General features: G+C 64.9%; 22 protein-coding genes. 11 read left to right on the top strand and 11 right to left on the bottom strand.

Going from position 1 to position 25,224, the window contains the following annotated elements; all coding sequences use genetic code 11:
* Positions 1-18: 18 nt before the first annotated feature.
* Both FJ953_RS17605 and FJ953_RS17600 read left to right on the top strand, forming a co-directional pair.
* Entirely contained in the window at positions 19-411 is a 393-nt protein-coding gene (locus FJ953_RS17605) for a DUF305 domain-containing protein (protein WP_140512966.1), read from the top strand.
* 78 nt (positions 412-489) lie between these two features.
* A complete protein-coding gene (locus tag FJ953_RS17600) occupies positions 490-1,335 on the top strand; it encodes an aldo/keto reductase (RefSeq protein WP_140624880.1) in 846 nt (281 codons plus the stop codon).
* Between the two features lie 84 nt (positions 1,336-1,419).
* Here FJ953_RS17600 and mutS read toward each other — a convergent pair whose 3' ends face one another.
* On the bottom strand, positions 1,420-4,182 hold the full coding sequence (mutS, locus tag FJ953_RS17595) for a DNA mismatch repair protein MutS (protein ID WP_140624879.1): 2,763 nt from the start codon (positions 4,180-4,182) through the stop codon (positions 1,420-1,422).
* Between the two features lie 217 nt (positions 4,183-4,399).
* Here mutS and FJ953_RS17590 point away from each other — a divergent pair, with 217 nt between their 5' ends.
* Complete coding sequence (locus FJ953_RS17590; RefSeq protein WP_140497115.1) at positions 4,400-6,679, top strand: NADP-dependent malic enzyme; 2,280 nt, start codon at positions 4,400-4,402, stop codon at positions 6,677-6,679.
* Between the two features lie 42 nt (positions 6,680-6,721).
* Here FJ953_RS17590 and FJ953_RS17585 read toward each other — a convergent pair whose 3' ends face one another.
* Both FJ953_RS17585 and FJ953_RS17580 read right to left on the bottom strand, forming a co-directional pair.
* Positions 6,722-7,423, bottom strand: coding sequence for a hypothetical protein (locus FJ953_RS17585; protein ID WP_140624878.1), 702 nt, complete (start codon positions 7,421-7,423; stop codon positions 6,722-6,724).
* A gap of 471 nt (positions 7,424-7,894) precedes the next feature.
* Positions 7,895-8,887: an adenosine kinase gene (locus tag FJ953_RS17580; RefSeq protein ID WP_140624877.1), complete on the bottom strand. Its 993-nt coding sequence runs from the start codon at positions 8,885-8,887 to the stop codon at positions 7,895-7,897.
* Positions 8,888-9,104: 217 nt separating this feature from the next.
* Between FJ953_RS17580 and FJ953_RS17575 the strand changes: the two genes are divergently transcribed.
* Both FJ953_RS17575 and FJ953_RS17570 read left to right on the top strand, forming a co-directional pair.
* A complete protein-coding gene (locus FJ953_RS17575) occupies positions 9,105-9,989 on the top strand; it encodes an EamA family transporter (protein ID WP_224705481.1) in 885 nt (294 codons plus the stop codon).
* Between the two features lie 418 nt (positions 9,990-10,407).
* Entirely contained in the window at positions 10,408-11,121 is a 714-nt protein-coding gene (locus FJ953_RS17570) for a sulfate transporter family protein (RefSeq protein ID WP_140512980.1), read from the top strand.
* Between the two features lie 11 nt (positions 11,122-11,132).
* Here FJ953_RS17570 and FJ953_RS17565 read toward each other — a convergent pair whose 3' ends face one another.
* The 5 genes from FJ953_RS17565 to FJ953_RS17545 form a co-directional block, all read right to left on the bottom strand.
* Complete coding sequence (locus FJ953_RS17565; protein ID WP_140624876.1) at positions 11,133-12,131, bottom strand: proline racemase family protein; 999 nt, start codon at positions 12,129-12,131, stop codon at positions 11,133-11,135.
* 13 nt (positions 12,132-12,144) lie between these two features.
* Complete coding sequence (locus FJ953_RS17560; RefSeq protein ID WP_140523629.1) at positions 12,145-12,945, bottom strand: oxaloacetate decarboxylase; 801 nt, start codon at positions 12,943-12,945, stop codon at positions 12,145-12,147.
* A gap of 153 nt (positions 12,946-13,098) precedes the next feature.
* The gene (locus tag FJ953_RS17555) at positions 13,099-13,758 is read right to left on the bottom strand and encodes an HAD family phosphatase (RefSeq protein WP_181167621.1); all 660 of its coding nucleotides are present in this window, start codon (positions 13,756-13,758) and stop codon (positions 13,099-13,101) included.
* Complete coding sequence (gene dut, locus FJ953_RS17550; RefSeq protein ID WP_140624875.1) at positions 13,758-14,243, bottom strand: dUTP diphosphatase; 486 nt, start codon at positions 14,241-14,243, stop codon at positions 13,758-13,760. Before dut ends, FJ953_RS17555 begins: the two co-directional genes overlap by 1 nt.
* Before the next feature lie 97 nt (positions 14,244-14,340).
* Positions 14,341-14,811, bottom strand: coding sequence for an Lrp/AsnC family transcriptional regulator (locus FJ953_RS17545; protein ID WP_140497095.1), 471 nt, complete (start codon positions 14,809-14,811; stop codon positions 14,341-14,343).
* A gap of 116 nt (positions 14,812-14,927) precedes the next feature.
* Between FJ953_RS17545 and FJ953_RS17540 the strand changes: the two genes are divergently transcribed.
* The gene (locus FJ953_RS17540) at positions 14,928-15,176 is read left to right on the top strand and encodes a DUF6356 family protein (RefSeq protein ID WP_140497093.1); all 249 of its coding nucleotides are present in this window, start codon (positions 14,928-14,930) and stop codon (positions 15,174-15,176) included.
* Positions 15,177-15,190: 14 nt separating this feature from the next.
* Positions 15,191-15,985, top strand: a complete 795-nt coding sequence (locus tag FJ953_RS17535; protein ID WP_140497091.1) for a class II glutamine amidotransferase — start codon at positions 15,191-15,193, stop codon at positions 15,983-15,985.
* Between the two features lie 42 nt (positions 15,986-16,027).
* Here the strand turns inward: FJ953_RS17535 and FJ953_RS17530 are convergent, their stop codons facing one another.
* Complete coding sequence (locus FJ953_RS17530) at positions 16,028-17,095, bottom strand: FAD-binding oxidoreductase (protein WP_140624874.1); 1,068 nt, start codon at positions 17,093-17,095, stop codon at positions 16,028-16,030.
* A 140-nt stretch (positions 17,096-17,235) separates the two neighbouring features.
* Between FJ953_RS17530 and FJ953_RS17525 the strand changes: the two genes are divergently transcribed.
* A complete protein-coding gene (locus tag FJ953_RS17525; protein ID WP_140550224.1) occupies positions 17,236-18,828 on the top strand; it encodes a peptide chain release factor 3 in 1,593 nt (530 codons plus the stop codon).
* Between the two features lie 169 nt (positions 18,829-18,997).
* Here FJ953_RS17525 and FJ953_RS17520 read toward each other — a convergent pair whose 3' ends face one another.
* Positions 18,998-19,465, bottom strand: coding sequence for a VOC family protein (locus tag FJ953_RS17520; RefSeq protein ID WP_140497085.1), 468 nt, complete (start codon positions 19,463-19,465; stop codon positions 18,998-19,000).
* Between the two features lie 270 nt (positions 19,466-19,735).
* Here FJ953_RS17520 and ilvD point away from each other — a divergent pair, with 270 nt between their 5' ends.
* From ilvD to FJ953_RS17500, 3 genes are all read left to right on the top strand, one after another.
* Entirely contained in the window at positions 19,736-21,580 is a 1,845-nt protein-coding gene (gene ilvD / locus FJ953_RS17515) for a dihydroxy-acid dehydratase (protein ID WP_140559734.1), read from the top strand.
* 273 nt (positions 21,581-21,853) lie between these two features.
* On the top strand, positions 21,854-23,134 hold the full coding sequence (locus FJ953_RS17505) for an amidohydrolase family protein (RefSeq protein WP_140624873.1): 1,281 nt from the start codon (positions 21,854-21,856) through the stop codon (positions 23,132-23,134).
* A 207-nt stretch (positions 23,135-23,341) separates the two neighbouring features.
* Complete coding sequence (locus FJ953_RS17500; RefSeq protein WP_140497079.1) at positions 23,342-24,265, top strand: DMT family transporter; 924 nt, start codon at positions 23,342-23,344, stop codon at positions 24,263-24,265.
* On the opposite strand, the gene FJ953_RS17495 is transcribed toward FJ953_RS17500, so the two are convergent.
* Entirely contained in the window at positions 24,262-25,164 is a 903-nt protein-coding gene (locus tag FJ953_RS17495; RefSeq protein WP_140497077.1) for a phosphotransferase family protein, read from the bottom strand. The two genes, FJ953_RS17500 and FJ953_RS17495, sit on opposite strands and share 4 nt — an antisense overlap.
* Positions 25,165-25,224: the final 60 nt, after the last annotated feature.

The raw sequence follows: 25,224 nt of genomic DNA, 5'->3' as shown, positions 1-25,224 counted from the left end.
ATCAACAGGAGACCATCAATGACCTTGGCCAAGAAAATCGTGCTGCTGCTGATGGCGGCTGGAATGCTGGTTGCCGTCTTTCTCGAAAGCGTTCCCGCACAAAGCGAGGAGATGAAGCACGACATGGCCGGCATGGCGACGGGGGCGGAAGGCCCGTCGACCGCAGGCTACAAGGCGGCGATGGACAAGATGCACGCCGACATGATGGCCTCCAAATACACCGGCGATGCCGACGTCGATTTCGTCCGCGGCATGATCCCTCACCACCAGGGCGCCATCGACATGGCCAGGGTCGAACTCGCCAACGGCAAGGACCCCGAGATCCGCAAGCTGGCCGAGGCGGTCATCGCGGCGCAGGAAGCCGAGATCAAGCAGATGCAGGACTGGCTCGCCGCCCATCCGGTGAAGTAAGCTTTCGCGGCTCGGCGAGAACGCCTCTGAATTTCTCGTCCGGCCTGTGATGCGATCCCGTCTCAACTGGAGCCTGCCATGCCATCGAGCGTCAGAACCACCACGCTGCCTTGCGGCGAAGCCATCCCCGTTCTCGGCCAGGGCACCTGGAAAATGGGCGAGGATTCGCGCCGCCGCGCGGAGGAGGTGAATGCCCTCAAGCTTGGTCTCGATCTCGGCGTCAAGCTGATCGACACCGCCGAAATGTACGCCAGCGGCGGCGCCGAGGAGGTGGTGGCCGAAGCCATTGCCGGGCAGCGTGCCGAGGTCTTCCTGGTCTCGAAGGTGCTGCCGTCCAACGCCTCGCGCCCCGGTGCGCAGCGCGCCTGCGAGAACAGCCTGAAGCGCCTCGCGACCGACCGCATCGATCTTTATCTGCTGCATTGGCCGGGCAGCGTGCCACTGGCGGAAACGGTCGAAGCCTTCGAGGCGCTGAAGAAAGCCGGCAAGATCCGCCACTGGGGCGTCAGCAATTTCGACACAGGGGAGATGGAAGAGCTGGTCGGCCTGCCCGACGGCGGCAACGTCCAGACCAACCAGGTGCTCTACAATCTGGTCCGGCGCGGCCTTGAGTTCGATCTGGCGCCCTGGAGCCGGAAACGCGGAATTCCTCTGATGGCCTATTCGCCGGTCGAGCAGGGCGCCTTGGCGCGCAACGCCAGTTTAGACGCGGTCGCAGCCCGCCATGGCGTGACACCGGCGCAAATCGCACTGGCCTGGGTGATGCACCAGGATGGCGTCATCGCCATTCCCAAGGCCAGCAGCCAGGACCATGTCCGCCAGAATGTCGCGACACTCGACATCGAGCTCACAGGCGAGGACCTCGCCGACCTCGACCGCGCCTTCCCGCCGCCGAGCCGCAAACGCGGGCTGGAGATGATCTGAGCGTTGTCGGTGAAGCTGCCAATCTCCCCCCTCGAGGGGGGAGATTGGCGGTTTCGGCGATACCGCCGTGCCAGCAGCTTCAATTTACATCCCCGCCAACCCCTTCAACCGATAAAGCGCTTCCAGCGCTTCCCTCGGCGTCATCTCATCGGGATTGATGTCACTGAGTGCGACGCCCAGCGCATCGCTCTTGACCGACTTCTGCGCTTCCCGCTTCACCGCCACTGAAAACAGCGGCAGGTCGTCGACCAGCCGGTTGGTCTTGCCCGAAACCTCGCCTTCCTCGAGCTGGTGCAGCACTTCCTTGGCACGGTCCACCACCGCCTCCGGCAGGCCGGCCAGCCGCGCCACCTGGACGCCGTAGGAGCGGTCGGCCGCGCCCTTGCCGACCTCGTGCAGGAAGACGACGTCGTTCTCCCATTCCTTGACCCGCATGGTGACGTTGTGGAGCCGCGCCAGCTTGCCGGCAAGCGAGGTCATTTCGTGGAAATGCGTGGCGAAGATCGCCCGGCAGCGGTTCTTCTCGTGCAGATATTCCACCGCGGCCCAGGCGATCGACAGGCCGTCGAACGTGGCGGTGCCGCGGCCGATCTCGTCGAGGATTACCAGCGCCCGTTCGCCGGCCTGGTTGAGGATCGCCGCCGTCTCGACCATCTCGACCATGAAGGTCGATCGGCCGCGCGCCAGATCGTCCGAGGCGCCGACGCGGGAAAAGAGGCGGTCGACGACGCCGATATGAGCCGATGTCGCCGGCACGAAAGAGCCGGTCTGGGCCAGGATGGCGATCAGCGCGTTCTGCCGCAGGAATGTCGATTTACCGCCCATATTGGGGCCGGTCAGCAGCCAGATCGCGCCGTTCTTGGCGCGGCCCTCCGGCGACAGGTCGCAGTCATTGGCCACGAACGGCCCTTCGCCCGAGCGCCGCAGCGCCTGTTCGACCACGGGATGGCGCCCACCCGAAATCTCGAAGGCAAGGCTGGCATCGACCAGCGGCCGGCACCAGGCCTCGCTTTCCGACAAAAGCGCGAGCGCCGCCGACACGTCCAGCACGGCGAGCGCATCGGCCCCGGCGCGGATCTTCTCCGCTTCGCCGACCGCTTCCGCCGTCAGCGCGTCGAAGGCGGCAAGCTCGATGCTCAGCGCCCGGTCGGCGGCATTGGCGATCTTTGTTTCCAGCTCCGCCAGCTCCGTCGTGGTGAAGCGCATGGCGTTGGCCATGGTCTGGCGGTGGATGAAGCGCGCCTTGGCGCCATCGCTGCCGGTCATCACCGCGTGATGGTTGGCGGTCACCTCGATGTAGTAGCCGAGCACATTGTTGTGCCGGATCTTCAGGGACCGAATGCCGGTCTCCTCGATCAGCGAACGCTCCAGCCCGGCGATCACTTTTCGCGACTCGTCGCGCAGCGCCCGCATCTCGTCGAGCTCGGCGTTGTAGCCGCCTCGGATGAAGCCGCCGTCGCGCTTCAGCAGCGGCAGTTCCTCGCCAAGTGCCTGCGTCAGATGCCCGGCAAGCGCGTGCGGCAGCGCCCGGATGGCGGCGAGCGCCGCCGCCAATTCCTGGGGCAGGGCGGTCGCGGCAAAGACCTCCGCGATCGCGCCGGCCGCCTCGAAGCCGGCGCGCAGCGCGCCGAGGTCGCGCGGGCCGCCGCGGTTGAGCGCCAGCCGCGACAACGCGCGCGGCATGTCGGCGACGCTCTTCAGGCTCGCCCGCACGGTCTGGCAAAGCCGCGTCTCGGAACGGAAGAACGACACCGAATCCAGCCGCGCGGCAATTGCCGCCGGATCGGTCAGCGGCGCCATCAGCCGGTCGGCGAGCAGCCTGGCGCCGCCGCCGGTCACCGTGCGGTCGATCGCCTTGAACAATGAGCCTTCACGGCTGCCCGACAGCGTGCGCAGGAGTTCCAGGTTGCCGCGCGTCGCCGGGTCGATGAACAGGGTCGAGCCGGCCTCCTCGCGCTCGGGGCGCGACAGCGGCGGCCGCTCGGCCTTCTGCGTCTTTTCGACATAGGCGATGGCGCCCGAGATCGCCGACAGCTCGGCACGGGAAAACGCACCAAAGCTGTCCGGTGTCGCCACCTCGAAGAAGCGGGCGATGCGCGCGGCCGCCGAGGCCGAATCGAACAGGCTCGGCGGCTGCGGGTTGGCGACGCGGCCGAGCATGTCGAATACCGGTCGCAATTCGGGATCGTGGAACACCGGATCGGCGACGATCAGCTCGCGCGGATCGACGCGGAAGATGTCGGCGAGCAGCCGGTCTGCGGTGGTGTCTGTGACCCGGAAAGCGCCGGTCGAAATGTCGATCCAGGCCAGGGCAAAGCTCCCCTGGTTCCCGGTCGCGCCGCCGCGCTCCCCGCCTCTTGCATCGCTGCTGCCCTTCACCCGTCCCAGCGCCATCAGGAAGCTCGATTCCGACGGCGCCAGCAATTTGTCCTCGGTGATGGTGCCAGGCGTCACCAGCCGCACCACATCGCGGCGCACCACCGATTTGGAGCCGCGCTTCTTGGCTTCGGCCGGATCCTCGATCTGCTCGCAGACGGCGACGCGGAAACCCTGCGCGATCAGTTTCTGCAGATAGTCATCCGCCGCATGCACCGGCACGCCGCACATCGGGATGTCGTGGCCCTGATGCTTGCCGCGCTTGGTCAGCACGATGCCGAGCGCCCGGCTCGCCTTCTCCGCATCCTCGAAGAACAGCTCGTAGAAATCGCCCATCCGGTAGAACAGCAGCGAATCCGGGTTCGCCGCCTTGATCTCGATGAACTGCTCCATCATCGGCGTGACGCCGCCAGCGGCTGCCGGCGTGATCGCCTCGGGAGCGTCCGGTTCGTTTTGAATGTGCATGTTCATGCGCTCACGCTAGCAGATGTGGCGGCGGGGTTTAATGCCGGCCATTGGAAAAGCAGGGGAAGAACGGAGATCAACCACCATTGAACGCCATGCGTCCTTCCGACGCCAGTTCGGTAACGCTTGGCGGTTTACACGCGGCGGCGCGTAGTCTTAATTCGGAATCACACAAGGCACCCGCCTCAAGGAGGTGCCGCATGGCGAGGAAATCAAAAGCATCATGGCAAGGAAAACCGAAAACAGCGGTCCGTCCGTCAGCGCGCAGGAAGCGCTCGAATTCCACGCCATGGGGCGGCCCGGCAAGCTCGAGATCGTCGCCACCAAGCCGATGGCCACGCAGCGCGATTTGAGCCTCGCCTATTCGCCTGGCGTTGCCGTGCCGGTGCTGGCCATCGCGGAGGATCCCAGCCGCGCCTTCGACTACACGTCGCGCGGCAACATGGTCGCCGTCATCTCCAACGGCACCGCGATCCTGGGCTTGGGCAATCTCGGCGCGCTGGCCTCCAAGCCGGTCATGGAGGGAAAGGCGGTGCTGTTCAAGCGCTTCGCCGACGTCGATTCCATCGACCTCGAGGTCGACACCGAGGACGCCGACGAGTTCATCAACTGCGTGCGCTTCCTTGGGCCCTCCTTCGGCGGCATCAACCTGGAGGACATCAAGGCGCCGGAATGCTTCATCATCGAGCAGCGGTTGCGCGAGCTGATGGACATCCCGGTCTTCCACGACGACCAGCACGGCACCGCCATCATCTCGGCCGCCGGCCTGATCAACGCGCTGGAGATCACCGGCCGCGACATGAAGACCACCAGGATGGTCTGCAACGGCGCCGGTGCGGCCGGCATCGCCTGTATCGAGCTGATGAAGGCGATGGGCTTTGCGCCCGAAAACATCATCCTGTGCGACACCAAGGGCGTGGTCTTCCAGGGCCGCACCGAAGGCATGAACCAGTGGAAGTCGGCGCATGCGGTCAAGACCGACGCGCGGTCGCTGGCCGAGGCGCTGGACGGCGCCGACGTCTTCCTCGGCCTTTCCGCCAAGGGCGCGCTGACCACCGCCATGGTGCGTTCCATGGCCAAGAACCCGATCATCTTCGCCATGGCCAACCCCGATCCCGAGATCACGCCCGAGGAAGTGGCGGAGATCCGCACCGACGCCATCATGGCGACCGGGCGTTCGGATTATCCCAATCAGGTCAACAACGTGCTCGGCTTCCCCTATATTTTCCGCGGCGCGCTGGATGTGCGGGCCACCACCATCAATGACGACATGAAGATCGCCGCCGCGCGTGCGCTTGCCGACCTGGCACGCAAGGACGTGCCCGACGACGTCGCCGCAGCCTACCAGGGCAACCGGCCGAAATTCGGCCCCAACTACATCATCCCGGTGCCGTTCGATCCGCGCCTGATCTCGGCCATTCCGCTGGCCGTCGCCAGGGCGGCGATGGATTCTGGCGTCGCCCGCAAGCCGATCCTCGATCTCGACCGCTACGCGCAGGAGCTGTCGGCCCGCCGTGATCCGATCGCCTCGACCTTGCAGCGCATTTACGACCGTGTGCGCCGCCAGCCCAAGCGCATCGTCTTCGCCGAGGGCGAGGAGGAGCAGGTGATGCGCGCCGCCGTCTCCTATGTGAACCAGCGGCTCGGCACCGCCATCCTGCTCGGCCGTGACGACGTCATCAAGGAGAACGCCAGGCACGCCGGCATCGACCTCGACAAGCAGGGGCTGGAGATCATCAATGCTCGCCTGTCGCGCCGCAATTCGGTCTATACCGATTATCTCTACGAGCGCATGCAGCGCAAAGGCTTCCTGTTCCGCGACTGCCAGCGCCTGATCAACAACGACCGCAACCATTTCGCCGCCTGCATGGTGGCGCTGGGGGATGCCGACGGCATCGTCACCGGCGTCACCCGCAATTATTCCACCGCGCTCGACGATGTCAGGCGCGTCATCGACGCCAAGCCCGGCCACCGCGTCATCGGCGTGTCGATCGTTTTGGCACGTGGCCGCACCGTGATCGTCGCCGACACCGCCGTGCACGACATGCCGAACGCCGAGCAGATCGCCGATATCGCGGAGGAAGCGGCAGGCTTTGCCCGCCGCATGGGCTATGAGCCGAGGCTCGCCATGCTCGCCTATTCCACCTTCGGCCATCCCCACGGCGAGCGCTCCGAGCGCATCCAGGAAGCCGTGCGCATCCTCGACAAGCGCCGCGTCGATTTCGAGTATGACGGCGAGATGGCCGCCGACGTCGCGCTCAACGCCCGTGCCATGGCGCAATACCCGTTCATGAGGCTGACCGGCCCGGCCAATGTGCTGATCATGCCGGCCTTCCACTCCGCCTCGATCTCCACCAAGATGCTGCAGGAGCTCGGCGGCTCGACGGTCATCGGCCCGCTGCTGGTCGGGCTGAACAAGCCGGTGCAGATCGTCTCGCTGAACGCCAAGGACAGCGATATCGTCAACATGGCGGCGATCGCGGCCTACACGGCGGGGACCTGAGGAAGGTCCGCGCGTCGGATGCGAAAGCTGCGGCGGATCTGCTTAACCCGCGGAAAACACCCGCACCGCCTCGACGACCTCCTTGACCTGGTCTTGCCGCAGCAGGTCGATGGGAATGCGCTCGTCGAGCAGCGCCGAGGGGCGGGTCAGCCACAGCCATGCCAGCCTCGGATTGCCGATCAACGACAGCACGTCTCGAATGCCCGCCACCGGCCTGCCGTCCACGAACTGCGCCAGCGGGAAGACGTGCTTGCGGCCGCCCTTGCGCAAGGCGACCACCTCGCCCCGCCTTTGCCAGCGGTGCAGGGTCGAGCGGGCAATGCGCAGGTGTTCCTCCAGATAGGTCGAACCGGCGACCCGCCCGGCCCAGTCTTCGATCAGCATTGATTCGAGATCGTCGGACTGGGTGCGCGGAAGCGGGGAGGCGGGGCCGTCGAAACCCGCCGACGGATTTGTGGCGCCCGCGGTGCCGGCTTCGCTGCGGCGCGCGGCTTCCACGGCCAGCGCACGCACGAATTTCGATGCCAGCCCCGGAAGGTCGGCATGGATGGCGTCGATGGCGCGCTGATGCTTCGGCGACAGCAAGGTGACGGCGGACGCTATGCTGCCGGCGATCTTGCCGACCGAGACCATGGTGGGTTTGTTGATGGCCTCGTCATAGTGGGCAAGCGCCCGCTCGACCTTCTCCGCGACCATGTCCGCGAAGTTGTCTTGTTTAAGACCGGTTATGTGAAATCTGTTCATGCATCTGTCTTCTGGCCGCGAGCGCTCCTCCCCGATCGCGGCCCGTTGCTGAATTTCTAATGTGGAAAGCGGAAATCGCGGCGGCAACAAATCCGGCGGCCCGACAGCTTGCTGTCTTGCATCTTGCACCCCAACTGGCTGAGGGCGCCCAAATGTCAGTCAAGGACGCCCCGATTGCGTGTAGGTGCGATGTGTGACAGCCGCGCGACGGTGAAGCTGCCGATCTCCCCCCTCGTGGGGGAGATGCCCGGCAGGGCAGAGGGGCGCGCGAAGGATCGCTAGGTTGCGGTGGTTCCCTTCCGCGTGCCCATACTCTTCGAACTGGCGCCCCGACATGACAGTACGCTCATGCCGTTCATTTCGGGCTTGGCGGCAGTGTAGAACCCTAGAGATGCCAGCGGGACAGCGCCCCCCTCTGGCCTGCCGGCGATCTCCCCCACGAGGGGGGAGATCGGCAGCTTCACCGCCCCCCTACAGCAGCCCCGCCAGTTCGGCCTCGCGACGCAGATTCTGCCTTGGCCTCGGCCCGATCTGCTGGATCACCAGGCCGGCCGCCAGTGAGCCGAGATCGCCGCAGGTCTTGAGGTCGCGGCCTTGCGTGTAGCCATGCAGGAAACCGGCAGCGTAGAGATCGCCGGCGCCTGTCGTGTCGACCAGCTCCTTGATGGCGGTCGCCTGGATGACGACGGTCTCGTCGCCGCGCACGATGACGGAGCCTTTTTCCGAACGCGTCACGGCGGCGACTTTGCAGTCCTTCCGGATCCGGGCCAGCGCCTCGTCGAAGGACGAGGTCTGGTAGAGCGACTTGATCTCGTAGCTGTTGGCGAAGACGATGTCCACGGTGCCCGAGCGCATCAGCTCGAGGAACTCGTCGCGGTAGCGGTCGACGCAGAACGAATCCGACAAGGTCATCGACACTTCGCGGCCCGCCGCGTGCGCCAGCTTGGCCGTCTGCCGGATCGCCTCCTTGGCGCGCGGCGGATCCCACAGATAGCCCTCGAAATAGGTAACCTTGGCGCCCGACGCCTTGTCGGCCTCGACATCCTCCGGCCCGAGCTCGACGCAGGCGCCGAGATAGGTGTTCATCGAGCGCTCGCCGTCGGGGGTGACGAAGATCATCGAGCGCGCCGTCGGCGGCTCGCCCTGAAGCGGCTTGGTGTCGAAGGCGACGCCCTGGGCATGGATGTCATGCGCATAGATCTCACCGAGCGCGTCGTTGGAGACCTTGCCGAAGAAGGCGGCGCGGCCGCCGAAGGAGGCAACGCCGGCCGCCGTGTTGCCCGCGCTGCCGCCGGACGCCTCGATCGCCGGGCCCATGCGGCTGTAGAGCAGTTCGGCGCGGTGCGTGTCGATGAGGTTCATCGCGCCCTTGATGATGCCATTGGTCTCCAGGAATTCCTCTTCGCACTGGGCGATGATGTCGACAATCGCGTTGCCGATGCAAAGCACGTCATAGTCCGGCATCAATGTCTCCGCCAAAATCCGCGCCGGCTTCTTGCCATGCCGGCTGGGCGCGGGTCTAGCGATTTGCAACCGGTTTGCCTAGGCCATGTTCATATCGCCTGACGCCTAGGCGCTACGACAATTCGGTCGTGGCCGAAGCATTTTACCGCGGCTTTGCCTAAAAAGGGCCGTTCGATCCCGGTCCGAAGGCGGCAAGCCCATGCCTGCAAGAAACGACATGAACACCGATCTGGCGCTGCTCGCCCTCCTGGCGGTGCTTTGGGGCGCCTCCTATACGTTCATCAAGATCGGCGTCGAGACGATCCCGCCGGTGACGTTCATCGCCGCCCGCACCTTGATCGCGGGCGCGATCCTGCTGGCCATCATCCGCTGGCGCGGGCTCGCCATGCCGGGCGATGCAGCGAGCTGGCGTCGTTTCGCCTTCCAGGCGTGCCTCAACAGCGTCATCCCGTTCACCCTGATCGCCGCCGCCGAGCGCTCGGTGGATGCCGGCCTCGCCACCATCCTCAACGCGACGTCGCCTATCTTCACCTTCCTGTTGACCGCGCTCATCACCCGCCATGAACCGGTGACGCTGCGCAAACTGATCGGCGTCGGCGCCGGCATTGCCGGCATCTGCCTCATCGTGGGCACACAGGCGCTGGGCGGTCTCGGCCATGAACTTTGGGCGCAGCTTGCCATCGTCCTTGCAACGGTCTGCTATGCGGGGGCGGCGATCTTCGGCCGAGGCTTCAAGGGCCTCGACCCGATGCTGCCCGCCGCCGGCTCGATGCTCTGCGGCGCCGTCATCCTGGTGCCGCTCAGCCTCGCCGTCGACCAGCCCTGGACCTTGGCGCCGTCGACGGCGTCGATCCTGGCCTTGCTCGGACTGTCGGTGTTTTCGACCGCGCTGGCCTTCGTCATCTATTTCCGCCTGATCCACACGCTGGGCTCGGTCGGCACGACCTCGCAGGCCTATCTGCGCGTGCCGATCGGCGTCGGCATCGGCGCCGTTTTCCTTGGCGAAAGCCTGGGTTCGACGGCCTGGCTCGGCATGGCCTTCGTCGTCGCCGGCGTCGCGGCCATGACCATTCCCACCCGCAAGCCGGCGCTCGCACAATAGGCAGACAGGGCAATCGCCTCAGACCAAATGGCTCCGATTGTCGAGGTAGCGCCGCCCCTCATCCGCCTGCCGGCGTTCGTCACTCGAAAAGCCAAGCAGTTGGCTTTTCGTCCGCTTCGCGGACCGCTCCTCCAACTCCCCGTAAGTGACGGGGAGAAGGGCGCTGTCATCACTGATCTCGCCAATCACCACGTTGCGATGGAGGCACCGGGGTTGGCGCCAGCTCCTCTCTCCCCGTTCTACGGGGAGAGATGTCCGGCAGGACAGTGAGGGGCGGCGCCGGCGCTCGCAAGAGGGGTGATGCGGAGAGTTCGAAACCTGAAACGGCGGCCTTGACCCACGGCAGGCAATAGAGCTTGTGACCGGCGAACCTGCTGCCTATCCTCCCAGGGGCAATCCGTCGAAGCGAGGAAGCATCGTGATCTCCAGCGCCGCCCGCGCCGCCGCCGGCCAGTTGTTCTCGCCCGAATTGCGCGCCGTCTTCCTCAAGACGTTAGGCCTGACTGTGCTTGCTCTGGTCGGCCTGTGGTTCGGGCTGACCAGCCTCGTCGAGTGGCTGGCGCTGCCATGGCTGCACACGCTCTTTCCCGGCCTGCCGTCCTGGGCCGGTTGGCTGGGCGGCATCATCGCGGCCATCGCGCTTGCCTTCGGCATGGCGCTGCTCGTCGCGCCGGTCACGGCTGTCGTCGCCGGGCTGTTCCTCGACGATGTCGCCGAAGTGGTGGAGCGTACCGATTATCCCGGCGATCCGCCCGGCCGCGCCATGCCGGCCCTGCGCTCGCTGGTGTTGGCGATAAAGTTCTTCGGCGTCGTCGTTTTGGGCAACATCGTTGCCCTGCTGCTCCTGCTGGTGCCAGGCATCAACATCGCCGCCTTTTTCATCGTCAATGGCTACCTGCTCGGGCGCGAGTTCTTCGAATTCGCCGCCATGCGCTTCCGTCCGGAAGAAGAGGCCAGGGCCTTGCGCCGACACCATGCCGGGACGGTCTTTCTCGCCGGCCTGGTCATAGCGGCCTTCCTTGCCGTGCCGGTGCTCAACCTGGTGACGCCGCTCTTCGCCGCAGCCATGATGGTGCATCTGCACAAGGCGATCTCGGCCCGGCCCGATCGGGGGAGCAAGCCGTTCCGTTGATGCGCCAGTCCCTACCGCAGCAGAAAGCCGCGCCCCAGTTCGTCGTCGGGCTCGACGATGAATTCCGCCCGGCCGCAATAGTAGGCGCGGCCGCCGACGCGGGCGATGATCGCTTCATGCGGTCCGGCTTTCGCCGTCCGCGCCACCGCGCCGGAAAAGCGCGAGCCGGCGATGCTCTCGAAAGTGCGTGTCCGGCCTGTTGCGATCTCGCCTTTGGCATGCATCGCCGCCAGCCGGGCGGTCACGCCGGAACCGGTCGGCGACCGGTCGACCTGCGCCTCGGCGAAGACACAGACGTTTTTCGTCGGCTCACCGGAAAACGCGTCCTTCCCGTCGGTCAGGATCGTGCCGTAGAGAAAGGCGAGGTCGACATGGTCGGGGTGTGACAGGGGGAATTCCTGCTTCAGCCTTTCGGTCAGCGCTGTCGCCGCATCGACGAAATCGCGCACCCGATCGCGGCCGAATTCCAATCCGAACTGGTGGCAGTCGGCCAGCGCGTAGAAGGCGCCGCCATAGGCGATGTCGAAGCCGATCGCGCCGTAGCCGGGCAGCTCGATCCTGCGGTCGCGTGCGAACAAGAAAGCCGGCACGCTGTCGAACGACACAGCACCCGCCTTGCCGTCGCGCACCTCGACCGAGGCGACGACCATGCCGCAGGGCGCCTCGATGTTGACCACCGTCACCGGTTCCTGCTTGGCCACCAGCCCTTCGTCGACGGCATAGCGGCCGAGCGCGACGATGGCGTGGCCGCACATGGTGGAATAGCCCTCATTGTGCATGAACAGCACGGCAAGGTCGGCGCCCGGCAAATCGGGCTCGACCAGCAGCGCGCCGTACATGTCGTAATGGCCGCGCGGCTCGAACATCAGGATTTTCCGGAGATGATCGAGATGGTCGCGCACATGGGCGCGCTTTTCCAGGATCGTGCCCTTCGGGATATCGGGGTAACCCCCGGTGACGATCCTCAGCGGCTCGCCGCCGGTGTGCATGTCGACGACGGTCAGCGTCATGTGTTCGGCCCGCTTATCCCGATTTGCCAAACAGCGCCTGCAACTTGCCGAAGGGCATGGCGGCGCGGGCGAAGCCGAACGTGCCGTCCTGCTGGATCTCGCGCGCCGCCGTTTCCAGCATGCCATAGGCGAAGTTGGTGAGCCACGGCCCAAGCGAAACGCGCTTTGCCCCGGCCGCGGTCAGATCGGCAATGGTGAAGTCGGGCCTTGCCATGACGTTGACCGGCTTGCTCACGGCCGAGCAGACCGTGCGCACCATCTCGACGTCGCCGATGCCCGGCGCGTAGAGCACGTCGGCGCCCGCCTTCTCGAATGCCTGCAGCCGCTTGATCGTGTCGTCGAGGTCGGACTTGCCCCAGAGGAAGTTCTCCGCCCGCGCGGTGAAGACGAAATCACGCTTCAGCGCGCGAGCCGCTTCCGCCGCCGCCGCGACGCGCTCCACCGCGTGCGAAAAATCATAGATCGGCTTGTTCGGGTCGCCGGTGTGGTCCTCGATCGAGCAGCCGGCAAGGCCGGCGGCTTCAGCCGCGAAGATGGTTTCGGCGGCCTGCTCGGCGCTGTCGCCCTTGCCGCGTTCGAGGTCGGCCGAAACCGGCAGCTCGGTTGCCGCCGTCACCTCGCGGCAATGATGGATCATCTGGTCGAAGGTCACCGCGCCGTCCGGCAGGCCGCGCGAGAAGGCGAAACCGGCGCTGGTCGTCGCCAGCGCCTTGAAACCGAAGGATCCAAGCAGCTTCGTCGTGCCGACGTCCCAAGGGTTGGGCATGACGAAGGTCGAGGCATGCAGGTCGCGAAAGATCTTGCCCTTGTCCATGGAAGTTCCCCCATCGTGTTGAGTGCGATGGCGCGGATTTTAGCTTGCCCGCCTTGCCCGGGCAAACGAATGCGGTTGGCTCAGAAGCGTTTCGCGTTCTCTGCTGACAATTCGTCCGGCGCGTCCCTGCAACCCCGTCAAAACCGGCGCCGATCAGTGGATCGGCACCAGTCCGGCCAGTGTGCGCATGTCGTCGAACAGGATGCCGCCGGCTCGCATCAAGCCGTCACGGTCGCTGTAGGGATCGCCATGATAGGAAAATACCCGCATGCCGGCGGCGATGCCGGCCTGCGTGCCGGCGACGCTGTCCTCGATGACGATGCAGTCGGCAGGCGCAAAGCCCATCGTCTTGGCCGCATGCAGGAAGAGGTCCGGAAACGGCTTGCCGCGCGCGACCATGGTCGAGGAAAACATCGCATGTTCGAACAGCGGCAGCAGGCCGGTCTGGCCAAGCGTGATGTGCATTTTCGACACCCTGGCCGAGGTGGCGACGCAATAGGCGATGCCGGCCGCGCGGACAGCCTCGACGAACTCCCGGACATAGGGAATCGCCTCGACCCCATGGGCGAACAGGTCCGGCAGCCCTGCATTCCAGCGCTCGACGAAGTCTGCGCCAAGCCTGACGCTGGTCTCTTCTTCGATCTGCTTCTGCACTGAGACCATGCTGCGGCCGGAGAAGTTCTTGCGGCAATATTCAAAGCTGGTGGGATACCCGGCTTCGCTCAGCCATTCGGCGAGACGCCGGTTGGCCAGGTTCTCGGTATCGACCAGAATTCCGTCGCAGTCGAAGATGACAAGTTTCGGTATGTTCATCAGGCCGTGCCGGTCGAGCCGAACCCGCCCGAACCGCGCGCCGTGCCGCCGGCCAGGTCGCGCTCTTCGACGCCCGCCTGCGTCACCGCGGCGAACACCATCTGGGCGATGCGCATGCCGCGCGTCACCGCAAAATCCTCGTCGCCGAGATTGACCAGCAGCACTTTCACCTCGCCGCGATAGTCGCTGTCGATCGTGCCCGGCGTGTTGAGGACGGTCAGCCCGTGTTTGAAGGCAAGGCCGGAGCGCGGCCGCACCTGGCCTTCCATGCCTTCGGGAATTTCCAGGATCAGTCCGGTCGGCACCAGCGCACGTTTTCCCGGTAGGATCAGCAGCGGCCGATCGTCGGGCACCGCCGCGCGCAGGTCCATGCCGGCGGCGCCGGGGCTTTCATAGGCAGGGAGGGGGAGTCCTTCCGCATGCGGTAACCTTACGAAGCCGACGGTCGGACCGATGACGGAGGAATTTTGGATGGCTGCGCGCATAAAATCGATCCTATCGGCGCGATTGCCGATTCGGTCAATTCGCCCTCGACCCTATCAACGGCTTTCTTTCGGGCATCACTATGGCCGGAGCCAATCCTTAGCGCACTTCCATCGGCACCACTGTGGTCTCCTTGATCTCCTCCATCACGAAGGACGCCGAAACGTCCGACAGCGCCACCTTGGCGATCAGCCGCTGGTAGAGCCGGTCATAGGCCTTCACGTCGGCGACGCGGGCGCGCAAGACATAGTCGAGGTCGCCGGACATGCGGTAGACTCCGGTGATCTCGGAAAAGCCTGTCACCGCCGCCCGGAATTTCTGCAACCACTCGGGATCATGATTTGAAGTCCGGACCAGGATGAACACGGAGAGGCCGAGCCCGAGCTTCTCGGCATCGACCAACGCCACCCGGCCGGTGATGACGCCATCCTCCTCCAGCCGCTTGACGCGCCGCCAGCAAGCATTGCGCGACAAGGCAACCCGCTCCGACAGCTGATCAACAGACAACGTGCCGTCGCGTTGCAATTCGGCGAGCAATTTCCGGTCGATTTCGTCGATTTCGATGGCCATGTGGGATGTTTGTCCCACGAACAAGCAAAATACAAGGACATTTTGAGACCGATGAACCGACGAACCGTGCCAGGATACCCGATATCAGGAACTTTAAGCGCTGAAGGGGAAGCTGCATGTCGGTTGCAAGGATTTTTACCTCCCATCCGGCCAAGGTCGGCGAAACCTATTTCGGTCACATGGCCTTTGCCGCCTGGTTTTCCTCGCGCCTGCTGACGGCCGCCGGGGCCGCCCTCGTTCACGCTTTCTTGCCATTTCTGTTCGAGACTACCGCCAGCCAAATCGTCCGCGAACTTTACGAGCGGACGCACAACAGAGGTTCGCACGCGGTCAAGGAGCCCAAGGCCCTTCCGGACCGCGCCTAGGAACGGACGAAGCGATGTGCCGGTGGGCGGCCTATCTCGGTGAAGCGGTCTTCCTCGAAAACATCCTCACGGCGCCCTGCCACTCGCTGATCGCCCAGAGCCATTGCGCCGAGGAAGCCAAGTCGCCGACCAATGGCGATGGTTTCGGCCTTGCCTGGTATGGCGACCGGCCCGAGCCCGGCCTCTACCGCGACATCCTGCCGGCCTGGTCCGATCCCAATCTGAAGAGCTTGTGCCGACAGATCAAATCCGGATTGTTTCTCGCCCATGTGCGCGCCTCGACCGGCGGCGCCACCAGCCGCATGAATTGCCATCCCTTCATCTCGGGCCCTTGGTCGTTCATGCACAACGGCCAGATCGGCGGCTTCGAGAAGATCCGCCGCGCGCTGGAAAATTCGCTGTCCGACGCCGTCTTCGACCAGCGCGAGGGCACCACCGATTCCGAGCTGTTTTTTCTCCTGATGATCGATGAAGGGTTGGCCGCCGATCCGCAAGGCGCCGTCGCTTGTGCCACCAGCCGCGTGCTGGAGGCTTCGCGGCGTGCCGGCATCGAGCCGGCGCTGAAGCTGACGGCCGCCTTTTCCGACGGGCAGGCGCTCCACGCGGTCCGCTACGCCACGGATGACCACGCGCCCACCCTCTATACCGCCGCCAAGGGCGGCGGCCGCTGCATCGTCTCCGAACCCTTCGACCGTGAAGGCGGCGACTGGCAGGCGATCCCGCCATCGAGCTTCGTCACCATGACCAGGGATGGCGTGAATATTCAGCCGTTTGCGCCGGCCCCGGCGAAGCTGGCGCTGGCCGGGTAGCCTCCTCGCGGCGCGAATTGCCGTAGAGAGCCGTCCACCAAGCTATTGAGCGAATCGATCCAACCCATAGGGCGCCAGCAATGGATCACGCTCGCCGTCGAGGATTTCGCGCGCCGCGAACAAGCCGACCGCCGGCGCCAGCGTGATGCCGGAATGCGTGACCGCGATGTAGAGGCCGTCCATGCCCTCGGCGCGGCCGATGATCGGGAAGCCGTCGATCGGCGTCGGCCGGTAACCGACCGTATGGAAATCGAGTTCCAGGCCATCGCCGCCGCGCAGCATGGCTTGCACCGCCGCAAACAGCTCGCGCGCCGTCGCCGCCGCATCCATCCCCGGGTCGGCACCGCCAAAATCAGACCCGGCGATGATGCGGCCTTGCGCCGTCTGGCGCATGTGCAGCCGCTCGGCCAGCACCAGACCGTTGAGCAATTTTCTGTAAGGTCGCGAATAGACGATCAGGCCGGGCGGCATTTCGATCGGTAGCCTTATGCCGGCCGTCGCGGCAATCTCCGGCGAGCCGACGCCGGCCGCGATCACCACCTCGTCGGCTGCAAACAGCCCATGCGACGTGTCCACGCCCGTCGTCCTGCCGCCGGTTTGGACCAACGCCGTAACCGTGCTGGAGACGAAGCGCGCACCGCGCCGTTCGGCGTCGGCCAGCAGCGCGTTCGTCGCTGCGACCGGCTCGGCGACACCCTCCTCGGCGACATGTAAGGCAAAGTCGGGAAGCCCGGCGAGATTGGGCTCGATGCCGACCGCGCCGGCGCGGTCGACCCGCCTGATGCCATAACCCCAGGACGAATGCTCCGCCGCATAGGCCTCCAATTTGTCCGCCGGCAAGTCCCAGCACAGCCCGCCGCACCAGGCGAGCGGAAGGCCGGGCAGGTCCTGCGCCAGCCGCGACCATTCCGCCATGGAGCGGATGCGCAGCCAGAAATACGATTCCGGATTGCCCCAGCTGGCATTGATCCAGGCAAACGAGTTCGGCGTCGCCACGCCGCCGGCAGCGCTGTCGGCAATGACCGTCACCTGCGCGCCCGCCTTGGCCAGGTGCCAGGCGATCGAGGCGCCGATGATGCCGGCGCCGATGACGATCACTTTCTTGCTCATGCAGGATCTCCATCGAACAGGTCTTCTGATGCCATCGCGTCGTCCCTATCTCAAGAGCCGGCGGACCAATCCGGGCAAATCTGTTCGACAGGCCGGGAAAGCGCTGCTAGAAGCCCGCGCCACAGACAGGATTCCATAAATTGGCTGAAGACATCGAACAGGCGGTATCGCGCCGCCGTACTTTCGCGATCATCGCCCACCCGGACGCCGGCAAGACGACGCTCACCGAAAAGCTGCTGCTCTTCGGTGGCGCCATCCAGCTTGCCGGCGAGGTCAAGGCCAAGAAGGACCGCATCCAGACCCGGTCGGACTGGATGAAGATCGAGCGCGAACGCGGCATTTCGGTCGTCACCTCGGTGATGACGTTCGAGTATGAGGACAACGTCTTCAATCTGCTCGACACGCCCGGCCACGAGGATTTCGCCGACGACACCTACCGCACGCTGTCGGCGGTCGACTCGGCGGTCATGGTCATTGACGCCGCCAAGGGCATCGAACCGCGCACGCTGAAGCTGTTCGAGGTCTGCCGGCTGCGCGACATCCCGATCATCACCTTCGTCAACAAGATGGACCGCGAGAGCCGCGATCCCTTCGAGATACTGGACGAAATCGAGCAGAAGCTGGCGCTCGATACCGCGCCCATCACCTGGCCGATCGGCCGCGGCAGGACGTTTTCGGGCACTTACCACCTGGCGCTGAACGCCGTGCGCAAGGGCGATGACGAGAAGGAACGCACTCCGGTCAACGGTCCCGATTCCAACCGCGTCGCCGGCCTGTTGCCGGAAAACGAGCGCGAGGCCTTCATCGAGGAGCTGGAACTCGCGCGCGAAGCCTGCCGTCCGCTCGACATCGACGCCTTTCGCGAGGGCCATCTGACGCCGGTCTATTTCGGCTCGGCGCTGCGCAATTACGGCGTGCGGGACCTGATCGAGGCGCTCGGCGCTTTCGGGCCGCCGCCGCGCGCGCAGGATGCCGACACCCGGATGGTGGAGGCGACCGAGGAGAAGATGACCTCCTTCGTTTTCAAGATCCAGGCCAACATGGATCCCAACCACCGCGACCGCATCGCCTTCGTGCGCGTCTGCTCGGGCAAGCTCGAGCGCGGCATGAAGGCCAAGCTGGTGCGCACCGGCAAGCCGATGAGCCTGTCTGCGCCGCAATTCTTCTTCGCCCGCACCCGCGTCACCGCCGACGAGGCCTTTGCCGGCGACGTCGTCGGCATCCCCAACCACGGCACGCTGCGCATCGGCGACACGCTGACCGAGGGCGAGGAAATCCTGTTCCGCGGCGTGCCGAACTTCGCCCCGGAAATCCTGCGTCGTGTGCGCCTCGGCGATGCGATGAAGGCCAAGAAGCTGAAGGAGGCGCTGCACCAGATGGCCGAGGAGGGCGTCGTGCAGCTGTTTTCGCCCGAGGACGGCTCGCCGGCCATCGTCGGCGTCGTCGGTGCGCTGCAGCTCGACGTGCTGAAGGAGCGGCTGAACTTCGAATACACGCTGCCGGTCGAATTCGAGATGTCGCGTTTTTCAGTCTGCCGCTGGATCTCGGCTGACGACAAGACGGAAGTGCAACGCTTCATCGAAGCCCATCGCGGCGACATTGCCCGCGATCTCGATAACGACCCGGTGTTCCTCGCCCAGCACGCCTTCTCGCTGAATTACGAGGCCGAGCGCTGGAAGGCGATCCGCTTCGCCACGATCAAGGACTACCAGGTCCGCGACAAGGCGGCTTGAGGCGCGGTCTTCCCTTCTCCCCGCTCACGGGGAGAAGGTGCCCGAAGGGCGGATGAGGGGCAGCGCCGGCCTCAAAAATCAATGGACAGCCCTGCCCTTCGCAGGCTCAGGGCGTTCGAAGCTCGGAAAGCCCAGCAATTGGCTTTCCGTCCGCTACGCGGACCACTTCTCACCCCTTCGCCGCCTCTTCGATCTTGGCGATGTCGATCTTGCCCATCTTCATCATCGCACTCATCACCCGGCCGGCCTTTTCCCGGTCCGGATCCTGGAGCAGGCGCGGCAGCTGTTCCGGCACGACTTGCCAGGAGACGCCGAACTTGTCCTTCAGCCAGCTGCACGGGCCGGGCTCGCCGCCCTCGGTGAGCCTCTCCCAGAAATAGTCGACCTCTTCCTGCGTCTTGCAGTCGATCGACTGCGACATCGCCTCGTTGAACTTGAATTGCGGTCCGCCGTTGAGCGCCTGGAACGGCACGCCGTCGAGCTCGAACGTGGTCAGCAGCACTTTGCCTTCATCGGCGTGGCCCTTGGGCCAACGCATGACGCTCAGCACCTTCGAATTCTTGAAGATGGAGACATAGTGGTTCATCGCCTCTTCGGCCTGTCCATCGAACCACAGGCAGGTGGTGATCTTTTGCATGTCGTGCTCCTCGGTTGCTTCTTGCTGCTACAATGGAACGGCTGTCTGAGAAAATGGTCCCACTCCCTTGCCGTTGATCCAAGGACGGGCGCCCGGTAGGCGATCCGACACGGAAGGCCATCTTTTTTCGCAAACTCTGAATTTTTCTGGAGAATCTGGCGCATTGCAAAAATGTGGCCAGACAATAATTGCCGGTCTATAACGCCTGCGATCCATATTCAGGGCCGCGACGCTCCGCATCGGGCGCAGCCAGCCAGCTAAGGAAAGTTCATGCCTGCCTATCGCTCCCGCACCACCACCCATGGCCGCAACATGGCCGGCGCCCGCGGCCTCTGGCGCGCCACCGGCATGAAGGACAGCGATTTCGGCAAGCCGATCATCGCCGTGGTCAACTCCTTTACCCAGTTCGTGCCGGGCCACGTCCACCTGAAGGATCTCGGCCAGCTGGTCGCGCGCGAGATCGAGAAGGCCGGCGGCGTCGCCAAGGAATTCAACACCATCGCCGTCGATGACGGCATCGCCATGGGCCATGACGGCATGCTCTATTCGCTGCCGTCGCGCGAACTGATCGCCGATTCCGTCGAGTACATGGTCAACGCCCACTGCGCCGACGCCATGGTCTGTATCTCCAATTGCGACAAGATCACGCCCGGCATGCTGATGGCCTCGCTGCGCCTCAACATCCCGACCGTCTTCGTCTCCGGCGGGCCGATGGAAGCGGGCAAGGTGGTGCTCGCCGGAAAGGCGCAGGCGCTCGACTTGGTCGACGCCATGGTCGCCGCCGCCGACGACAAGATCTCCGACGAGGACGTCAAGGTCATCGAGCGCTCCGCCTGCCCGACCTGCGGTTCCTGCTCGGGCATGTTCACCGCCAATTCGATGAACTGCCTGACCGAAGCGCTCGGCCTGTCGCTGCCGGGCAACGGTTCGACACTGGCGACGCACGCCGACCGCAAGCGGCTGTTCGTCGAGGCCGGACACTTGATCGTCGATCTCGCCCAACGCTATTACGAGCAGGACGACGAGACGGCGCTGCCGCGCAGCATCGCTTCAAAGGGCGCGTTCGAGAACGCCATGACGCTCGACATCGCGATGGGTGGCTCGACCAACACCGTGCTGCACATCCTGGCCGCGGCGCATGAGGGTGAGGTCGACTTCACCATGGAGGATATCGACCGGCTGTCGCGGCGGGTGCCCGTGCTGTGCAAGGTGGCGCCGGCCAAGTCCGACGTGCACATGGAGGACGTCCACCGCGCCGGCGGCATCATGGCGATCCTCGGCCAGCTCGACCAAGCCGGACTGATCAACCGCGACCTGCCGACCGTGCACACATCAAGCCTCGGCGAGGCGCTCGATCATTGGGATATTTCGCGCACCTCAAGCCAGAACGTGCGAGATTTCTTCCTCGCCGCGCCCGGCGGCGTGCCGACGCAGGTCGCCTTCAGCCAGGATCGTCGCTGGGACGAGCTCGATCTGGACCGCGAGACGGGCGTTATCCGCTCGGCGAAGACGCCTTTTTCCAAAGACGGCGGCCTTGCCGTGCTCAAGGGCAACCTGGCGCTCGACGGCTGCATCGTGAAGACGGCCGGCGTCGACGAGTCGATCCTGAAATTCACCGGCCCGGCGCGGGTGTTCGAAAGCCAGGATGCCTCGGTCAAGGCGATCCTGTCGAATGAGATCAAGGCCGGCGACGTCGTCGTCATCCGCTATGAAGGACCGCGCGGCGGCCCCGGCATGCAGGAAATGCTCTATCCGACCAGCTATTTGAAATCGAAGGGCTTGGGCAAGGCTTGCGCGCTGATCACCGACGGGCGCTTCTCCGGCGGCACGTCGGGGCTCTCGATCGGCCATGTCTCGCCGGAAGCCGCCGAAGGCGGCACGATCGGGCTGGTGCGGGAAGGCGACACGATCGAGATCGACATCCCCAACCGCTCGATCCGCCTCGCCGTGAGCGATGAGGAGCTCGCCAGCCGCCGGGCGGCAATGGCGGCCAAGGGCGCTCTGGCGTGGAAGCCCGAAGAGAAGCGTAAGCGCAAGGTGACGACCGCATTGCGCGCCTACGCCGCCTTCGCCACCAGCGCCGACAAGGGTGCGGTGAGGCACGTTCCGGAGTAGCGCTCGAATCGGCCAGGTTTCGTGCTGCCCCTCATTGTCCTGCCGGACATTTCTCCCCGTAAGTGACGGGGAGAAAGGGCTATAACCAAAGATTTCGCCAATTGTAGACGTTGCAAAAATGGCGGCGAGGTCGCAGCATCTCCCTTCTCCCCGTCTCTATACGGGGAGAAGATGCCGGCAGGCGGATGAGGGGCGGCGCCACGTGGCAAGATTTTTCGCCCGCCGCGATCACGGCGGCAGCCGACAGGTGCTGATTCTTCGGGGACGACACAGATGGATTTCGACCTTATCGTTCGCGGCGGCACATTGCCTGACGGCAGGGTTGCCGACATCGGCATCGTCGGCGAGACGATCGCGACGATCGAGCCGAAGCTCGATGGCAACGCCGGCACGACGATCGACGCGCGGGGCAATCTGGTCTCTGCGCCGTTCGTCGACCCGCACTTCCATATGGATGCGACGCTCTCCTACGGCATTCCGCGGATAAACGCCTCGGGCACGCTGCTCGAAGGCATTGCTCTGTGGGGCGAACTGAAGCCGCTCCTGACGCATGAGGCGGTGCGCGATCGCGCGCTCGCCTATTGCGACTGGGCGGTGTCGATGGGATTGCTCGCCATCCGCACCCATGTCGACGTTTGCGACGACAGGCTGCTGGCGGTCGAGGCGCTGCTCGATGTCAAGAAGACGGTGGCGCCCTATATCGACCTGCAATTGGTCGCCTTTCCACAGGATGGGCTCTACCGCTCGCCCGGTGCACGGGAAAACACCATCCGCGCGCTGGATCTGGGCGTCGATATCGTCGGCGGCATTCCCCATTTCGAGCGCACCATGGCCGACGGCACGCGCTCGGTGACCGAGCTTTGCGAGATTGCGGCAGAACGCGGCCTGATGGTGGACCTGCATTGCGACGAGACCGACGACCCGCTGTCGCGCCACATCGAGCAACTGGCCTATGAGACGCAGCGTCTCGGCCTTCAGGGCAAGGTGGCCGGCTCGCATCTCACCTCGATGCATTCGATGGACAATTACTACGTCTCGAAACTCCTGCCGCTGATCGCCGAGGCGGGCGTCTCCGCCATCCCCAATCCTCTGATCAACATCATGCTGCAGGGGCGCCACGACACGTTTCCCAAGCGCCGCGGCATGACTCGGGTCAAGGAGATGCTGGCGCTGGGCATCCGCGTCGGCTGGGGCCAGGATTGCGTGCTCGATCCCTGGTATTCGCTGGGCTCCGCCGACATGCTCGACGTCGCCTTCATGGGGCTTCACGTCGCCCAGATGTCGAGCCCGGCCGACATGGCGCGCTGTTTCGACATGGTCACCAACGTCAATGCCGCCATCATGGGGCTCGATCATCTAGGCCTCGCCGTCGGCAAGCGCGCCAGCCTGGTCGTCCTCGACGCCGGCAATCCGGTCGAGGCCATTCGCCTGCGCCCTGAACGCATTTGCGTCATCGCCAGGGGCAAAGTGGTGGCGGAACGAACCAGGCAGGACACCAGGCTTGCCATCCCCGGCAGGCCGGCACTGGTGAACCGGCGGCACACATCGTCCTAGACCCAGCCGATTCCCGGCGCTGGCCTTGCCGATTCCCGGATTTCTCCTCGTCAAAGCGGCCGCTTCCGTCTACGACGCGGCCTGGAGCAATTCCAGGAAAAGTGTGTACGGTTTTCCGTCCGGAATTGCGCGAAATAAAGAGATAGAGCGGTTCGCCGTTTTCGTAAACGGTGAACCGCTCTAGACAGGCAAGGAATCGGGATCGGCATGACGCAACCCGTGGCGCAGAATACCACAATCAGGAACGTGCTTCTGGCCGGCATTCTGCTGATGCTGGCCGGCGACTTCCTGTTTGCGCTCAACGACGCCATGGGCAAATGGCTGGTCGCCAGCTTTTCCGTCGGCCAGGTGGTTCTGATCAGGTCGATCGGCGCGTTTTTCGTGCTCGGTCCGATGATCGCCCACCAGGGCGCCGCCAAGCTGTTCCGCATGGAAAGGCCCGAATTGCAGGTCCTGCGCGTCATCATGACCACGCTCGATACCGGGCTCTTCTATGCCGCCGTCGTCTATCTGCCGCTTGCGGATGTGATGAGCTTCTATATGGCCGGGCCGATCTATGTGGCGGCACTCTCCCATCTCCTGCTTGGCGAGAAGGTCGGCTGGCGCCGCTGGATGGCGATCCTGCTCGGCTTCTGCGGCGTGCTGATCATGCTCAAGCCCTCCTCGGCGGCTTTCTCGCTGTCGTCGGGCTTCGCGCTGGCGGGCAGCATTGCCTTCGCTTTCGCCATCATCCTCAACCGGCGCTTGCGCGGCACCAGCGACACCAATCTGGTGACATGGCAGACCATCGGCACGCTGCTGGTCGGCGGCGCCCTGACCATCGGCGCCTGGCACACGCCGTCGGCGCTCGATTTCGGCGCCATGCTGCTGCTCGGCATCGTCTCCTGCGGTGCCCATCTGATGATCACGCGGGCGCTCAAGCTGGCCCCGGCCTCGACGCTGGCGCCGCTGCACTACACGCTGCTTCTATGGGCGGTGGTCTTCGGGCTGGCGTTCTTCGGCGACGTTCCCGGCCCGCGCATCCTCATCGGCTCGGTCATCGTCGTGCTGGCCGGCTTGTTCATCTTCCATCGCCAGAAGGTGGTCGACACGACGGTGCCGCCTGAAAACGTGCCGAAGGGCGTGAATTAGCCCTCGCGGATCGCCGCCAGGTGCCGTGAAAATTCCGGCGTCTCCATCAGCGCCTTGCAGCGCGCGAAGCGGCCGTCGGCATAGGCCCGAAAATCGTCGACGGGATTGTCGTTGGCGAGCTGGATCAGTCCCCACAGTGTCCACAACAGGTCGCACATCCCCTTGTAGATGACGATGCGGCCGCGCTCCGCCGGTTTCGCCTCGCCGCCGAAATAGGCGCGCATCATCTCCTCGTCCTGCGCGGCATCGAACTTGCCTTCGACGGAGAGGTCGCCAAGATCCCAGAGCGGATCGTTCATTCCTGAATATTCCCAGTCGACGATCCACATCCTGTCACCCGCATCGATAAAATTCTCGCACAGCGGGTCGCAATGACAGGCGACGACGGGCAGCGGGTGGGCCGACAGCGCCGCGCGCACGCCACCGGCCTCGCGCACCACGTCGTGATAGCCGGCGGGCAGGGCGACCTCCTTGGTCGACAGCACCTTCAGATAGTCATCGATCATCGCGAACAGTTCGAAACGGAACGGAAACACCGCACCGGACGAATGCAGCTTGCGGAAGGCCTCTCCCGCACGCGCCGGGCTGCCCGGCCGAACCCTGAATTTTTCCGGCGACATGGTTACGGCGCCGGCGATGAAGCGCGTCACCATCACGCCGGTGCCCGGATCGACATGCAGCACCTCGGGGCTGACACCTGCCTTAGCCGCTTCGCGCGCCGCCACCGCCTCATTGGCGCGGTTGATATATTCCTCGGTGCCTTTGCCTGGAATGCGCAGGCAGAAGTCCCCGGCCTTGAAAACCAGGTTGGTGAGGCCGCCAAGCCGCTCCAGCGTCCCGTTATAGCCGGCCAGCATGGGAATGGCGGCAAGTTTTGTCCGTGCCTCGTCCATTGTCATGCCCGCTCCCCCGCTGTTATTTGTCGCAGAGACGGTTCCACAAAATTCGTGCTTTGGCTA

It is taken from the genome of Mesorhizobium sp. B2-3-6 (genome assembly GCF_006442305.1).
GTDB lineage: Bacteria > Pseudomonadota > Alphaproteobacteria > Rhizobiales > Rhizobiaceae > Mesorhizobium.
Note: the sequence above shows the minus strand (reverse complement) of the source record. Positions and strands in the feature narration are given on the sequence as shown.

What these genes read in the sequence shown, in the direction of transcription:
- FJ953_RS17575 (WP_224705481.1), top strand. Translation starts at nt 9,105, where the DNA reads ATGAACACCGATCTGGCGCTGCTCGCCCTCCTGGCGGTGCTTTGGGGC.
- mutS (WP_140624879.1), bottom strand. Translation starts at nt 4,182, where the DNA reads ATGAACATGCACATTCAAAACGAACCGGACGCTCCCGAGGCGATCACG.
- FJ953_RS17580 (WP_140624877.1), bottom strand. Translation starts at nt 8,887, where the DNA reads ATGCCGGACTATGACGTGCTTTGCATCGGCAACGCGATTGTCGACATC.
- FJ953_RS17600 (WP_140624880.1), top strand. Translation starts at nt 490, where the DNA reads ATGCCATCGAGCGTCAGAACCACCACGCTGCCTTGCGGCGAAGCCATC.
- FJ953_RS17590 (WP_140497115.1), top strand. Translation starts at nt 4,400, where the DNA reads ATGGCAAGGAAAACCGAAAACAGCGGTCCGTCCGTCAGCGCGCAGGAA.
- FJ953_RS17495 (WP_140497077.1), bottom strand. Translation starts at nt 25,164, where the DNA reads ATGACAATGGACGAGGCACGGACAAAACTTGCCGCCATTCCCATGCTG.
- FJ953_RS17540 (WP_140497093.1), top strand. Translation starts at nt 14,928, where the DNA reads ATGTCGGTTGCAAGGATTTTTACCTCCCATCCGGCCAAGGTCGGCGAA.
- FJ953_RS17545 (WP_140497095.1), bottom strand. Translation starts at nt 14,811, where the DNA reads ATGGCCATCGAAATCGACGAAATCGACCGGAAATTGCTCGCCGAATTG.
- FJ953_RS17605 (WP_140512966.1), top strand. Translation starts at nt 19, where the DNA reads ATGACCTTGGCCAAGAAAATCGTGCTGCTGCTGATGGCGGCTGGAATG.
- FJ953_RS17520 (WP_140497085.1), bottom strand. Translation starts at nt 19,465, where the DNA reads ATGCAAAAGATCACCACCTGCCTGTGGTTCGATGGACAGGCCGAAGAG.
- FJ953_RS17530 (WP_140624874.1), bottom strand. Translation starts at nt 17,095, where the DNA reads ATGAGCAAGAAAGTGATCGTCATCGGCGCCGGCATCATCGGCGCCTCG.
- FJ953_RS17500 (WP_140497079.1), top strand. Translation starts at nt 23,342, where the DNA reads ATGACGCAACCCGTGGCGCAGAATACCACAATCAGGAACGTGCTTCTG.
- FJ953_RS17535 (WP_140497091.1), top strand. Translation starts at nt 15,191, where the DNA reads ATGTGCCGGTGGGCGGCCTATCTCGGTGAAGCGGTCTTCCTCGAAAAC.
- FJ953_RS17505 (WP_140624873.1), top strand. Translation starts at nt 21,854, where the DNA reads ATGGATTTCGACCTTATCGTTCGCGGCGGCACATTGCCTGACGGCAGG.
- FJ953_RS17585 (WP_140624878.1), bottom strand. Translation starts at nt 7,423, where the DNA reads ATGAACAGATTTCACATAACCGGTCTTAAACAAGACAACTTCGCGGAC.
- FJ953_RS17560 (WP_140523629.1), bottom strand. Translation starts at nt 12,945, where the DNA reads ATGGACAAGGGCAAGATCTTTCGCGACCTGCATGCCTCGACCTTCGTC.
- FJ953_RS17555 (WP_181167621.1), bottom strand. Translation starts at nt 13,758, where the DNA reads ATGAACATACCGAAACTTGTCATCTTCGACTGCGACGGAATTCTGGTC.
- FJ953_RS17565 (WP_140624876.1), bottom strand. Translation starts at nt 12,131, where the DNA reads ATGACGCTGACCGTCGTCGACATGCACACCGGCGGCGAGCCGCTGAGG.
- dut (WP_140624875.1), bottom strand. Translation starts at nt 14,243, where the DNA reads ATGCGCGCAGCCATCCAAAATTCCTCCGTCATCGGTCCGACCGTCGGC.
- ilvD (WP_140559734.1), top strand. Translation starts at nt 19,736, where the DNA reads ATGCCTGCCTATCGCTCCCGCACCACCACCCATGGCCGCAACATGGCC.